The sequence below is a fragment of the Methylocaldum sp. MU1018 genome (genome assembly GCF_053646775.1).
Genome location: NZ_CM132195.1, coordinates 1,905,465 through 1,919,164, shown reverse-complemented (window position 1 = coordinate 1,919,164; position 13,700 = coordinate 1,905,465). Strand labels below are relative to the sequence as shown.

General features: G+C 57.5%; 9 protein-coding genes and 1 pseudogene. 3 read left to right on the top strand and 7 right to left on the bottom strand.

Features of this window, described 5'->3' with window-relative positions:
* Positions 1-4: 4 nt before the first annotated feature.
* Positions 5-373, bottom strand: a pseudogene (locus tag ACWJKU_RS08865) (DUF4383 domain-containing protein); the annotation flags it as partial.
* A 297-nt stretch (positions 374-670) separates the two neighbouring features.
* On the opposite strand from ACWJKU_RS08865, the gene ACWJKU_RS08860 reads away from it, so the two are divergent.
* The gene (locus tag ACWJKU_RS08860; RefSeq protein ID WP_454147800.1) at positions 671-1,003 is read left to right on the top strand and encodes a four-helix bundle copper-binding protein; all 333 of its coding nucleotides are present in this window, start codon (positions 671-673) and stop codon (positions 1,001-1,003) included.
* 183 nt (positions 1,004-1,186) lie between these two features.
* Here the strand turns inward: ACWJKU_RS08860 and ACWJKU_RS08855 are convergent, their stop codons facing one another.
* Positions 1,187-1,339, bottom strand: coding sequence for a hypothetical protein (locus ACWJKU_RS08855; protein ID WP_454147798.1), 153 nt, complete (start codon positions 1,337-1,339; stop codon positions 1,187-1,189).
* A gap of 389 nt (positions 1,340-1,728) precedes the next feature.
* On the opposite strand from ACWJKU_RS08855, the gene ACWJKU_RS08850 reads away from it, so the two are divergent.
* Complete coding sequence (locus tag ACWJKU_RS08850; protein ID WP_454147796.1) at positions 1,729-3,717, top strand: diguanylate cyclase domain-containing protein; 1,989 nt, start codon at positions 1,729-1,731, stop codon at positions 3,715-3,717.
* A 244-nt stretch (positions 3,718-3,961) separates the two neighbouring features.
* Here the strand turns inward: ACWJKU_RS08850 and ACWJKU_RS08845 are convergent, their stop codons facing one another.
* The 3 genes from ACWJKU_RS08845 to ACWJKU_RS08835 form a co-directional block, all read right to left on the bottom strand.
* Positions 3,962-5,275, bottom strand: a complete 1,314-nt coding sequence (locus tag ACWJKU_RS08845) for a citrate synthase (RefSeq protein WP_454147794.1) — start codon at positions 5,273-5,275, stop codon at positions 3,962-3,964.
* Between the two features lie 455 nt (positions 5,276-5,730).
* Entirely contained in the window at positions 5,731-6,069 is a 339-nt protein-coding gene (locus ACWJKU_RS08840) for a hypothetical protein (protein WP_454147792.1), read from the bottom strand.
* 739 nt (positions 6,070-6,808) lie between these two features.
* A complete protein-coding gene (locus ACWJKU_RS08835) occupies positions 6,809-10,240 on the bottom strand; it encodes a DUF748 domain-containing protein (RefSeq protein ID WP_454147790.1) in 3,432 nt (1,143 codons plus the stop codon).
* Between the two features lie 460 nt (positions 10,241-10,700).
* Between ACWJKU_RS08835 and ACWJKU_RS08830 the strand changes: the two genes are divergently transcribed.
* Complete coding sequence (locus ACWJKU_RS08830; RefSeq protein WP_454147788.1) at positions 10,701-10,961, top strand: hypothetical protein; 261 nt, start codon at positions 10,701-10,703, stop codon at positions 10,959-10,961.
* A 469-nt stretch (positions 10,962-11,430) separates the two neighbouring features.
* Here ACWJKU_RS08830 and ACWJKU_RS08825 read toward each other — a convergent pair whose 3' ends face one another.
* A complete protein-coding gene (locus ACWJKU_RS08825; protein WP_454147786.1) occupies positions 11,431-11,883 on the bottom strand; it encodes a hypothetical protein in 453 nt (150 codons plus the stop codon).
* A gap of 537 nt (positions 11,884-12,420) precedes the next feature.
* Positions 12,421-13,590, bottom strand: coding sequence for a bifunctional 3-hexulose-6-phosphate synthase/6-phospho-3-hexuloisomerase (hxlAB, locus tag ACWJKU_RS08820; RefSeq protein WP_454147784.1), 1,170 nt, complete (start codon positions 13,588-13,590; stop codon positions 12,421-12,423).
* Positions 13,591-13,700: the final 110 nt, after the last annotated feature.

The window sequence follows — 13,700 nt, the reverse complement described above, 5'->3', positions numbered from 1 at the left end:
AATAAGCCGCTATTGCGGCGCTCAACAAGTGCAGCCATGCGGCGATGCCGTATATAGGAGCCAGTCCGAACAGCGTATGGGTCGCCGGAATGATTCCCAACAGAAACAGCAGGGCGAAAATCACCGTATTGGCTCGCGCAAAGGTCACGGCTCCCAGTGCACTCCGCGCGGCAAGAATGCCCCAGATACCGATGCCGATATGGATCAAGTTATGGACGAGATTGACGGGAAAAATGCCGAACAATATGCCGTAGCCGGCTTCGATAGCCAACTCCGGGGCGCCTCCTGCCGGCTGCATCAATCCCGGAATGAAACCCGAAATTCCCGCTATCAGATACACGATGCCGAACGCTTTTGTGAAAGTCCGAACCATGACGCATCTCCTTAAAGCGTCAAATATCTTTTACCTGCCCATCCCCGGACCGAAGATGCCGCCGCGGTGAACGGCTTCCCGACGCGCTGCGGGTTCGGCGGGCAGGCTGGTATTGTCGGTTAGAGTTCCCGTAATACTTCCAGTTCAAGCTTTAAGACATCTTCCCGCAAACCGGTTGAGTACTCTTACCTATTCAAAAGCGCATGTGCCGCCCGCATCCTATTTCGAACGACTCCGTCAACTCGAAGTTTGAGAGGTACCGTCATGTTGACTCAAGGAGCATCTTCAACGGGTTCCATGCAATCGTGTATCGAACAATGCCTGGATTGCCATTCCATCTGTTTGGAGACGGTAAGCCATTGTCTGGAAAAAGGAGGACCGCACGCGGAAGCCGACCATATCCGACTCCTTCTGGATTGCGCCGAAATTTGTCAAACCAGTGCGAACTTCATGTTGCGCGGTTCGGATTTGCACACGCTCACTTGCGAAGTCTGCGCGGAAACGTGCGAACAGTGCGGAGATAGTTGCGAGCAGTTCGAGAATGACCCGCAAATGCAGGCGTGCGCGCAAACCTGCCGAAGCTGCGCCGACGCCTGCCAGTCCATGTCCGAGGAGGCGGGCGTCGAATGACGGTAGAAACGGCGGAGCGCCCGACGCCGAGATTCGCGCATTGGGATGTTCTGTGATGCCGGGCGGCGGGGGCATCGTCGTTTTACGACCGATGCCCCCGCCGCTCTCGCTCGACCGACGGGAAAACCCGAGGTATGCCGACCGTCCGGCGCGTGCCGTAGAACGCCGATAAAAAAGAATCGACTACAAAAACCGGCCGATAATGAAGCAAGCCGCTCCAGGAAACAGCAAGGCGGCTCCCCACCAGGCGCCGGCCATCGTCGCCAGGATGCCGACGGCGACCAGAATGGTGCCTATCGCTTTGAACTTGCCGCTAAGTCGATGAATTTGAGTCATATTCCTTGAGCGGCTGCAATGAGGACAAGCATCGGCTCGATCGGGAATCTCGGCTGCGCAATCGGGACATTTCATAAAGACCGTACTCCATCACTCGGTAACGGGTCGAGCTTAGCGGAGATTCGGGTTACCGACAACGGGCGAAACCTCCGACCGGAAATCGCGATACGCGGCAGCGCTCCGAACCCGAGCATCCAACCGTATTTGTATCCGATATGCAACAGTACTTATTACGGAATGCGGCAAGTTAGTCTAGAGTTTTGCACCACTAACGGGGATAGACGTCGAATGTCAGGCATCGCATGCATGCGCTGATCCTTCGAAACCACTGGACTCGGCCGCGGGATGAACCGTTCCTACGGGCCCACAGGACTGTAACGAGCTACCACATGAATACCCAAAACATCGCACCGATCATTCGCCTGCTGCTGATCGGCACAGACCCGGCTTACCGACAAAACTGTAAGCAAGTGCTCGAGCGGCATCCGGCCCATCGATTCGAAGTCACCGAAGCCGGAACCGGCCGCCAAGGGTTGAAGCTCATTCGGAGCGAGACGCCGGACTGCGTCGTGATCGACCAGCAACTGCCGGATCTCGATGCGAGCGAATGGCTTGCCGATTTAACGGCGGAAACGGGCGCATTGCCCGCTCCGGCGATAGTGATGACCGCTGAAGACGGCACCGCCGCGGCGATCAATACGCTCGAAAACGGAGCCTCGGGCTATCTCGTGAGAAACGATCGGAACGAACTCGCGCAATGCCTTCCGGATCTGGTCGTTCGCACGGTGCGTGAAAGCCGGATTTTGCGGGAAAAGGACGAAGCCCTGGAACGGCTGCGCCAGACCGAGGCCAAGTACCGCGCCCTGGTGGAGCGGATTCCCGCAATTACCTACATCGCCTCGATAGAGGCTCCGGGCAAGCTGTTGTACGTGAGCCCGCAGACACGGCAATTGGGCTACAACCCGGAAACCTGGCTGGACGACCCGCTGGGCATCGGATTGATCAAATGGGTTCACCCCGAGGACCGGGAAACGGTAATCGAGCAATTTGCGAAGACCTATGAGCACCACATGCCGCTCCGTTGCGAATACCGCGTGATCACGCACGACGGCAAGGCGCGCTGGGTCTTGGACGAAGCTCACGTGGTTCACGATGACGCCGGTCGACCGCTGTTCCTTCAGGGCATGCTCACGGACATGACCGACGGCAAGGAAACCGAGCAAGAGCTGGGGTACTTCCGCCGGCGGCTCGATGAGCGGGTGGCGCAACGCACCGAGCAACTGGAAAAACAAACCGATCTGCTCAAGGCTGCCAATGCCAACATGGACGAAGAACTATGCGAGCGCAAGCAAGCCGAAGCCGCACTGCGAGCCAGCGAAGCACGGCTTTGCTCGTTGGTCGACTCGTTGGGAGACGGCGTTCTCGGTCTCGATACGGAAAACCGCTGCACCTTCGTCAACAAGGCGGCACTCGACATGCTGGGCTACGACCGCTCGGAGCTGTTGGGCCGCGATGCGTGCGGCAAACTTCGCGCCGGCCCGCCGGACGGCTCGGCTCATCCGGCGGAGGAATCGCTAGCCCGCCACACTTTGCGCGAAGGTATTCCCTGCCATTCCATAGCCACTTTCTGGCGCAAGAATGGCACATCGTTCCCGGCGGGATATTCGTCCTATCCGGTTCGATCGTCCGACGAGGCGATAGACGGCGCCGTCATCGTCTTCCGCGACGCAAGCGAAATCCCGGTCTTGACTCGACATCGCTCCGATGAAACCAGCCACGATCCTCTGACCGGCCTGCTCAGCCGCATCGAGTTCGAACGGTGCGTGGAAAATGTACTGGCCGCGGCGCGCCTGAACCGGTCCGAGTATGCGCTGTGCTATCTCGATCTCGATCAGTTCAGGATCGTCAACGACACCTATGGACGCGCTGCCGGAGATCATCTGTTGCAGTCTTTGGGACAGGCTTTGGAAAAGCGGTTGCGGCAGAGCGATATTCTCGGGAGACTCGGCGGCGACGAATTCGGATTGCTACTGGAGCATTGTCCGCTCGAGCAAGCCTGGATCGTCGCCAACAATCTCTGCGATGCCGTCAAGAACTGCCGCCTGTCATGGGTGGGGAAGGAATTGAGGGTAGGCGTAAGCATCGGCATCACGACCTTGACGGCGGCGGGCGGCGATGCGGCTTCGGTGCTCCGCACCGCCGGTACGGCCTGCGGCATCGCCAAGAAAAGAGGCCGCGATCGGATACACATCTTCGACGGCCAGGGAGCCGATTACCCCGGCAAGTCGGTCGCCGCAGGGCATCCGGTCAAAGGCAGGAAGGCGGGCTGGCCAGCGCTGGTCGGCGCCAACGCCGTTCCGTTAAGGAAGAAAGCGTGAGGCGCGCGGGAAACTTCCAAAGATCGCGAAGCCGGAGCCTTTCGATTCCGGCTTCGCGTCGGATCGGCCCGAGGGGCAGGGCCGGTACGCGCCCGCCCTGGCTGACGTGGCATGCTGTCGCACCGGAACATCCCCGCCCCGAATCAACCCGCCTATATTTAGGAAGCTCTGGTTAGATCCTTCGACAGGCCTGTCCTGAGCCTGCCGAAGGGGCATGAACGGAATCAACTCGTTCAAAGACGCCTTAACGCGGTACGGACGGGCCCCGCTCTTTCAACGGCACATAATCGCGGGCGGCGGGGCCGGTATAAAGCTGCCTCGGCCGGCCGATCCGCTGCTCTGGATCGGCCATCATCTCCATCCAGTGGGCCATCCAGCCGGCCGTACGGGCAACCGCAAACATCGCGGTAAACATGCTCATCGGAATGTTCAAGGCGCGGTAGATGATGCCCGAATAAAAATCGACGTTCGGGTATAGCTTGCGCTCGATGAAGTAGTCGTCCTTCAATGCGATCTCTTCCAGCCGTAGCGCCAGTTCGAAGAGCGGATCTTTCGCATCGGCCAGCTTTCCGAGCACCTCATGGCAAGTCTTGCGGATAATCGTGGCGCGCGGATCGAAATTCTTGTACACGCGGTGACCAAAGCCCATGAGCCGAAACGGGTCGTTCTTGTCCTTGGCTCGCTCGATGAACTGGGGTATGCGCTTGGCATCCCCGATTTCTTCAAGCATCTTGATGACCGCCTCGTTAGCTCCGCCGTGCGCCGGACCCCACAGTGCGGCGATTCCCGCGGCAATGCAGGCGAACGGGTTGGCACCCGAGCTTCCCGCCAGCCGGACCGTCGAGGTGCTCGCGTTTTGCTCGTGATCGGCGTGCAACACCAGCAGCAAATCCAAGGCGCGCTCGGCCACCGGATCGAGTTCGTAGGCGTGGGTCGGCATGGCGAACATCATGCGCAACAGATTGCCCGCATAGCCCAGCGAATTGTCCGGGTAAGTGAACGGTTGCCCTATGCTGTATTTATAAGCGGCCGCGGTTATGGTGGACATCTTGGCGATCAGTCGAAGCGCCGCCAATTCCCTGGAGCCTGGATCGTGGATATCCAGATAATCGTGATAAAACGCGGAAAGCGATCCCACCACGCCGACCAAGACCGCCATCGGATGAGCGTCGTAGTGGAATCCCTGATAGAAGAGCCTCAGGGATTCGTTGATCATGGTGTGATGAACGACTTCCTGGGTAAATTGCCGCAACTGGGTTTCAGTCGGCAACTCGCCGTACCACAGCAGATAAGTCACTTCCAGGAAGTTACTGCTGGCCGCCAACTGTTCTATGGGATATCCGCGATACAGCAGGATGCCCCGTTCGCCGTCGATAAAGGTTATGCCGCTCGCGCAACTCGCCGTCGTCGTAAAACCAGGATCCAGGGAGAAATAGCCCGTGTCTCGGTAGAGCTTGGAAATGTCCAGGACGGACGGCCCTATCGTTCCTCCGATGACCGGCAAGGATGCCAGGCGCCCGCCTTCCGGATCGGTCAAATTGACGTATTCGTTGGTCATAGTGGTTCCCGTTTCGATTTGATCTGACTAGAAATACCGACTTTCCGTAGATCTGAGATCCCATTCGCCCTCTTAGGATACGGCTAAAAGAGGGTTTTAACGAATGCAAAAACTCTTCGAGTATTCGCCGGCTATTCGGTATACGCTTTCAATAGCCCGATTACGAAGGGATTCGCACCGAATCGGCTTCATGGCCGAACCAAAAACCTCACGGCGCCGGACGCAATTCGCTTTATTTGATTCCGCCCGCCGCGGGTAAGTTCGCGGACCGGCGGGGCCTTCTTCCGGAGCCGGCGGCGGCCCCGTTTTTGTCGACCGGTTTCTTGTCGATCTAAAAGGGACCGTCGCATAAAATGGAACGAAAAGTACGCTAAGCCGACGTCATGGCAACGCAGGCCGCGCCGCGTCCTGCCCATCGCATAGGCGTCCGGTTGGAGTACAACTTCAACGTGACGTCAGGCCAACCGGCTTAGATGTATAGAGTAGAGTCGATTTCGGCCTTTTCTGACATGTCCGACGTGTGGTCGAGGCCTCAACCTGACACCTCCTGCCCTTGGCGTACAATTTTTCCCGTTTTCTGCGACGGCCCCTTCATTCTCTGCATCCGGGTAATGGATGAAACCGCCAAAATCTGTATCAACGAGAATTCCTTTCTTCAAGTAATCCCACTGCTCGGCAGGAAAGCCATCGGCATATCGGCTCTTTTCAATTACCCCCATCACGACACCGCGATATTTGACGTCAATCGCCACCGTGTCGCCGAACATCGCTTCGTTGCCATCGGTGTACCGCATCTTCTCTAGCTCTAACTTTGTATTAGACACCTACCCCAGGTGTATAGCACCGGCCAGTGATGTGTATAGCTCGGAGTTTGTTATTCTAAGTATTTGTAATTGATAAATTATTATCATATAGATGGGGCTTATGGCCGAAGCAAACACACCGCCCCGGTGCCGGCACTTTCGGCCGGGATCAATGGTTTTTTGCTTAGGGGACGGGCTTTTCAGGTCTTTTTTTCGGAAAGCTCACGGTAAGGGACTTAGTACGACAGCGGCGGGCGAAAGACTTTCCAGCGTGGCTGGAACAGGCCCAATGGATGCCCTTCGGGTGATCTCAAAGCCTTTGCCCGGAGCTTGGAGAGCGATTATGACGACGTCCTGGCCGCCTCCGGCTCCCCTGGCGTCAAGGTCAGGCCAAGAGCCAGGTCAACCGCTTTAAACTGATGAAGCGCGCCATGTTCGGCCGCGCCCGCTTTGATCTTGTGCGGCAACGTGTGCTGGCGGCTGCCTGAGCCGTCGGGCCGCCCCGGGGCCTGTAAGAGTTAGGCCGGGCTTAGGGGCTTTGGGTATCCCTCGGATCGTCACCGGCCGGATCCGCTCGCTGCGCTCAAGACCGCGATTACCGCATTCTCCGCTGAACACGATACACCCAGAACAATGCACTACGACTTCGTCCATTTTTTACGGAAAGTGCGGGAGAGCCCAAAAGTGCCCCGACTCCCGACTCAAAACGCGCCATCCGTCCGGATTTCGCTCATGTGCCCTGCGCCTCCAGTTCAAGCCGGGACGGAACCTTTCCGTCAAAGGTATCCGACGTGGATTCGACCGCTCCGGCGCCGATACGCGTACGATCGATGTTCGGCTGACCGGACAATTCTTGCAAGATCGCTTTGCCGCGGCGGTCGGCCAAGTCTTCGAGCTCGGTCGTCGACAAGGGCGCGATGCTCACCAAATACTCGAACAGTTTTTCGTAGAAAAACTGGTCTTCGCTCGCCCGTCCCAGCAGAGACCACAGCCGGCTGACCCGCTGAGGCTTTCTTCCGGTCTTTTTCTCGTAGTCGGCCTGAATTTTGTCGAGTGCGCCGGGACCTTCGCGCTCGGTGGCCAGGTCTTCCAAGGCGCGCTGGGTCTTGGCGTTGGTGAACGCCAGCGGGCCTGGATCTTCTCCGGGTTTGAGATCGATACCCTGTTTTTGCACGACGGCTTGCCGAACATGCAGCGATCGCAATGCCTCCCCGTCGCGCTTGGAATCGAACCGCCCGTGTACTATCAACTTGAGCATGGGGCGTTTTTCCAGTGCCTCGGCGACTTTTTCGAGTTTCTCCCGCTCCGGTGGCGGCAAGACATCGCTGCCCGGTTCGAACAGCACCGAATCGATATGTTTCTCGCCGCCGCCGAATACCGAACCGATCATTCGGAAGGGCGCCGTTACGGCCTTTTGCACCACGGTCACGAGTGCCTCCCGGATCAGTTTTCCGTAGCTGAATTTGGGGTTGTTGACATCTCCCGCAATAGGCACCGAGACGTTGATTCGGCCTTGGCTGTCGGTGAGCACCGCGACCGCGAGGTCCAGAGGCAAGGATACGGCTTTGGGGCTTTCCACGTGCTCTCCCAGCGTGAAATGGTTCAAGACGATCTTGTTGTCGCTTTTCAGCTCGCCGTTGTCGATCTTGTACTCCAAGTCCAGATCGAGCTTGCCGGACTGGATTTTGCGGCCTGCGAACGTCGCGCTGTAGGGTGAGAGCGATGTCATCGAGACATTGCGGAAGGCTACCGTAATATCGCTGTACTTTTTTTGGTGCATCGGGTTCAGCGAACCGTCGACCTTGACCGAGCCGTACTCGTTGACGCGCCCGTCGAGCTTCAAACGGGGTCGACTGGTGGCTGCGGTCGTAATATCGGTTATCGCGCCTTCCAAGTCATGAATGTGGGTAGAAAAGGGAATAATCAGGCTCAGGTCGCTGAAATCGACGATACCCTTGTCGATTCGGACGCGCTCCACCGTGATCGGAAACGGCTGTTTTGAATCTTGCTTCGATGTTTTTTTAGTTGTGGCCGTTTTCTTGGCGGGAGACGCCGGGTTCTTTTCTTTGAAGACGGCGACAAGATTCGTCGAGCGATCTTCGAATATCGTGATCTCGGATTCCGGCTTAATGATTCGCACTTCCTTGATGACCAGGCGATTGGGGGCGAATGAAAAATCGATGTCGTTAGCCGATACCTTCTTCCAGGACAGAAACCGCTTGCCGCTCTCGGTTCCGTTCAGCAGCAAATCGGACACGCTCAGATCGCCTTTGCTTTTGACCGACGGGCCTTTCTGGGTTCGAAGGAATTCCACGTCCAGGGCGCTGGACAGCTTGCCGCTTTCGAGCTTGAGTTTGGCGAATTCGGCGATCAGTGGGTGCAGTGCGGCCAGATCGAATTGATCGACCTGAATTTTGGCTTCCGCCCGGTCGCCTTTTGGCGATGCGGTGCCCGTTCCTTTCAAGGCGCCGCCTTGCTTGACCTTGAGGTCTGCGTCGAAGGCAACCGGCGTTTCGCCGTCGTTGGTGATGTGCTTGAGCCCGATGTCGATGTCTTCGAAATCATAGGCGATCTCGGACGACAAGCGGCGGTCGGCGATCCCGAGGCGAAAGCCCTCGAGTGTAAATGCGTCGAGCGCAAAGCGCCAGGGCTGGCCCGCCGGTTCGGCATGCGACCCGGCAGGAGAGGCAGGTTGCGGGTTTCCCTTGGCGGCGAAGAGTTCGGTCAAATGGATGGTTCCGGTCTTGTCGCGAACGATTTGGGCATTGCCGCCTTTCAATGCGGCCAGGCCGATGACCGCCTCCCGCTTTTCGAGATTCAGCCGACCCTCGGCAATCTCGAATGCATCCCAAGCGGCCAGCGCTTCGGAGGCGCCGGGTTCGGTCAGCGCGATCCGGTTCAGGGCGGCCGTTAGTCCGTCTATATGGGCCTTTGTCGTATCCGCGCCGGTCTCCGCATCGGCTTTGAGATCGAGACCGATCCGGTCGACCGAAACGACATAAGGCGAACGGCGGCTAGCATCGGCGTAAGTGGCGCCGACATCGGCGATTTTGAAATTTTCGACCGCCAGCTTCCACGGTATCTCGGGCGTAGCGTTCGCGGGCGGATCGGTCGGGTGATTCGACTGGCCGGCTTTCGCTTCCCTTTTCACCAGATTTTGCCAGTTCAACGAACCGGTTCCATCGACGGATGCGTTCACGTGGCCGTTTTGGATGAGAAACGACGGTACGGTAATCGTCCGGTTGGCCAGATCGAAGCTGACGTTGCCGGCCTCGATCTTTTCCAAGACCAATATCGGCTCGGCGGCATCGGGCATGGCGAAGTGAAGTCCCGACAGCGTCAACCCCAGCCCGCTCACGGAGAGATCGGTTTTATCGCGATCCCGGCTGTACCGATACTGCCCCGACAATGCGGCTTGGCCGGACGGTTCGGCCACGTTGAGACGGTCTCGGAAGAACTTCCACGGAATGGCCAAATTGAAGGCATCGAGCCGTAGATCGCCGTCCGAAAGGATCGGCTCCAGCGACAGGTTTCCGCGCCATTCGAGCGTTCCGCCGTCAGGGAGTTTGGCAATCAGCTCATATGTGCCCGCCTTTTCCGGCAGAGTGGTGAGCGCATTAAGCTTCAAATCGATCGGGCTCACCGTTTCCAGTATTTCCGGATTTTTGGAGTAATCCGCGTATTGCGCCGAGCCGTTCGTCAGCGCCAGGTGTTTGACGAGAAGCCGGGGCAAGGGTTTCTCGGTCTGTTCGGGTGTCTCGGATTTCGGCACCGTCTCGGCTATTTTGGCAAGATTAAGCTTTCCGTCATGGCCGATCACCGCTTTCAACGAAGGGGTTTCAAGGCGGAGATCGGCAAAAGTCCACGCGCGCCGGAAAATGCTTTCCAGCTCGAAATCGATGAGCAATCGGCCAAATTCGAAAACCGCCTGGTCATCCGTATCCTTCAGCTTGAAGTCATGGGCTTCGAAAGTGAACGAAAATGGGTTGAATTCGACCTTGCCGACGGAAGCATCTCGCTTGAGTTGCTCGGCTGCGATTTTCGGGACGTAATGCCGTACCAAAAAAGGGACCAAAGAAAACCCGGCCAGCGCGTAAAGCATGAGCGCAGCCGTAATGGTTAATGTCCACGGGTTTCTGGCAATTCGGACCAGCCGATTCATGCGGAATGGAACTCCTCTCGAAGGTTGGCGGAGCGCGACGACTAAAATCTAAAATGTAGTATCACGAGTATGGGCAGTTGATCCATGCCGGTTCCGACAATCTGTTTCCCTCGGCTACTGATACCGAGAGTCTGCCTCGAACGGCATTCTTATCTAGGACCACGATAAACCACAAGCTTCTTCCGGCTTTGACGAAAAGTTCGAAGTATTTTCAAGCCTCGCAATCAATCGAAACGTCCTGAAACCAGGCTGCCCCGGCTTGCATTTCCGCTCCGGCAGACCTCGTTCGCCGACCGCTTTATAGACGGTATAAACGGCGGCTCCACAATTATGAACGGGCCTTGTACTATATTGCCGGATCACTTACCGGGCATCTGCTGGAATCAGTTGCTAGCTATATAAGCGTTGCTGGATATGGTTGGACGTATCGGCCACGTAAAACAGTCGAAGAATAAGACCCATGTTTAAAGCTGATCGTGTTTTTTTGGAGCGTAACAATACAACAGGACAGATGGAATGGTTCTTTCTGACGCGGGAAGGCGTAATGGGACCTTACGAATCCGAATCATTTGCAAGAAAGTCACTTGATGACTTTAAAGAGCGCTGCTTACTTATCGTAAACAATAACGATAGACCCGCCGACTCGAAGAACAATTTCGAATTCATTCGCGATGGATCGGGTTTGACGGTAATGAAAATGGGGCCGGTAAAGTCAAAGTGAGGTTTCTTCGAAGGAACTCGGCGAGGGCGTCGAAAGACGCTCGAATCATCGATGAGCGCTTCCGAGAGATGTGCAGCGGGCCGAAACCGGCCCTCTCGGCCGACATCCTTCCCGATCTGGCCGCGGACATGAATTCCATCAAAAAACAAAGGTACGGTTTCGAAAATCGCGGGAGATGAATCGTTCCCGCCGCCAAAACACTGGACCACGCTGTTCAAAACGCCATCATCCAGTGCTTGCCTGTCGACATCGGCCAAGAAACGGATTTCGGCCAGAACCGAACGCTCTAAACCCGGAGCATCGATCAAACGATAAAAGCCCGGCGCCGATCATGCGCCTGGTGGCTAGTACTACAGCCGCGCCAAGTGGCGAAATACGCTTTTTTGCCTGTAATCCGGGCAACCCCGGAAAAAGCGACCGATCGCTATTGCCGCCTCACCCTCGAGAAGGGCGAGGCGCGAAAAGCCGGTTAACGCAACAGATCAATCGCCTGCTCGGCTGCTTCTCGTTTAGCTTTGTTTTTTGCGGCTTTAGCGGCTTCTTTGGCCGCTTTGGGCGCGTTTTTGACTTGGCCTTTGATGGCTTTGGCCTGGCTCGCGCCGTCCTCGACGGCCTTCACCCCCTGCTTGACTTCCTCCGGAACCGCATTCTTCAACTGCTGCTCGGCAGATATCTTAGCGGCATCCACGGCCTGCTCTTTCAATGCGTCAGGCACTCTATCGATGCTCTCCTTCAGATTCTTGGCTTTTTCTATGCTCTCCGCAGCCACGTGCACTCGATCGCGCGTCTCGCGCTGAATCGCCGTCTTGGCGGTATCTTTCAGGAACTGCTTGGTCGCACTGTCGATATTCGCCTCCGTGGCCGTCGTCGCTCCGCTTTCTCCCAAAAGCATGACCAGCAAACCCAGGGTTATTGTTTTCATAGGATCTCTCCTCATGTCTGAACATAGCACGGACATCCAAGGTCATCCGCCGGCTAATAGTATGCAGACCGGGCAGGTCTGTATAGTGTGGATCGACCTGACACGCGCATTCGCGAACTTCATCCGGCATGAAAACGGAATCTCGCAATGACAGCGAACGCAAAAAGAACCGTGTAACGAGCCGTTTTTTTGACGTCCCCGAAGAGATCGCCATGATCGAAGACTAAACCCGGCATGATGCCCTGCACCTGCGGGGGCGAATTGTTCGAGAACGGCGGCGATCCCCGGGAAGCGCGGCTTGCTCAAAGCAATCGACGCAGCCGGCGTTGGTCATCCGGGCGCTCCCGGAGATGCCGTTTGCGATTGGACGCGACGGGATGTTCGCCCGTTCGTCGACCGCACCCCGCCGCCCCTTCGCTTCACCGCCCGGGCATGGACTTCCGGCCAGCGCCGCGGGAGCCGATCGTTGCCGCAAACTCCGTCGCCCCGAGCGGACAACGGAGTTGCCGGCGATTCCAGGCCTCCTCTCCTTGGGCATTATTCCAAATTGGCGTGCCGGGTCCGCATCTGCTCTTCGGGGATTTTCTTGGCGTGTATGATGTGAGATACGGTCGCTTCCAAAAGGAGCAGCGTGGACAGCTCGAACGTCGTTCCCATCGGCATGCCGATCACTTTGCGATACTGCTCCGGACTGCCGATCCGGAAAACGACGTTCGCCAAATCGCCGATCGTCGAACTGTCTTTCGTGGTAATCAAGGCGATGTTGGCGCCCATTTCCTTGGCGCGTTTGGTGTACGCCAACATCGTCTCGGTTTCGCCCGAGCCGGAAATCACGATGAACAAATCGCCTTTTCGAATGCTCGGGGTGACGACCTCGCCGACGATGTAAGCGTCGTAACCGCCGTGCATCAGGCGCATGCCGAAGAACTTCGCGACCAATCCCGAACGTCCCGCACCCGCGATAAAGACTCGGGACGCCCGGTCCAACATCGAGGTCAGCCTCGTCTCGTAGCGGGCGTCGGTGGATCCGAGCACGCCCGCAAGCTTCGACATGATGAACTTGTGATGCTTGCCTTCGACCAGTTCGCGGATCTCCCGCGCGGCATCGGCCGGCGAAGGAGCGCCATAGATCGCGGCGCCGACGACGATGATGTCCGCGCCGGTTTTCGCGACCTGGCGAACCGTCGATTGGTTTATGCCTCCCGCGACCGATATTCTGACCGGCAAGCCCAATTTGGCAATCGCTTGCAAATCGGCGAACGGCGTTTGCCCAGCCGCCTGCGCATCGAGTCCCGTGTGCACGCCGATGATGTGGGCGCCCAGCTTGGCGGCCTCGCGGGCGCATGCCAGCTTATCCGGAACGTTGATGAGATCGACCTGAACCTCTGCGTTGTGCGCCTTGGCCGCCTTGATCACGCCGGCGATGGTCGGAAGGCCGGACACGCCGAGAACCGTGCAAATGTCGGCACCGGCCGCATAGAACGGCGCGGCTTCGTACTCGCCGGCGTCCATGGTCTTGAGATCGACAAGAATCAGCTTGTTGGGGAACCGCTTCTTCAGCTCGCTAACCAGAGCGATTCCGTTATGTTTGATACACGGCGTTCCAATTTCGAAAATGTCGACATAGGGCGCCGCAAGACTGGCCAGCCTCAGGGTTTGATCGACGTCCAAGGAGTCCAATGCCAGTTGTATTAAGGGTCTTGCCATGAAGATGTGCTCCGACTGCTTATCGTTGATTATCGTGTCTGCCGCACGGATCATCGACCTGTCGAGGTCCGCGGAAAGCGCCCCGGCCTGAACGACAGGCTTTCGCCGGC

Coding starts and splice junctions, on each gene's coding strand:
- ACWJKU_RS08860 (WP_454147800.1), top strand. CDS start 671: ATGCAATCGTGTATCGAACAATGCCTGGATTGCCATTCCATCTGTTTG.
- ACWJKU_RS08855 (WP_454147798.1), bottom strand. CDS start 1,339: ATGACTCAAATTCATCGACTTAGCGGCAAGTTCAAAGCGATAGGCACC.
- ACWJKU_RS08850 (WP_454147796.1), top strand. CDS start 1,729: ATGAATACCCAAAACATCGCACCGATCATTCGCCTGCTGCTGATCGGC.
- ACWJKU_RS08845 (WP_454147794.1), bottom strand. CDS start 5,275: ATGACCAACGAATACGTCAATTTGACCGATCCGGAAGGCGGGCGCCTG.
- ACWJKU_RS08840 (WP_454147792.1), bottom strand. CDS start 6,069: ATGCGGTACACCGATGGCAACGAAGCGATGTTCGGCGACACGGTGGCG.
- ACWJKU_RS08835 (WP_454147790.1), bottom strand. CDS start 10,240: ATGAATCGGCTGGTCCGAATTGCCAGAAACCCGTGGACATTAACCATT.
- ACWJKU_RS08830 (WP_454147788.1), top strand. CDS start 10,701: ATGTTTAAAGCTGATCGTGTTTTTTTGGAGCGTAACAATACAACAGGA.
- ACWJKU_RS08825 (WP_454147786.1), bottom strand. CDS start 11,883: ATGAAAACAATAACCCTGGGTTTGCTGGTCATGCTTTTGGGAGAAAGC.
- hxlAB (WP_454147784.1), bottom strand. CDS start 13,590: ATGGCAAGACCCTTAATACAACTGGCATTGGACTCCTTGGACGTCGAT.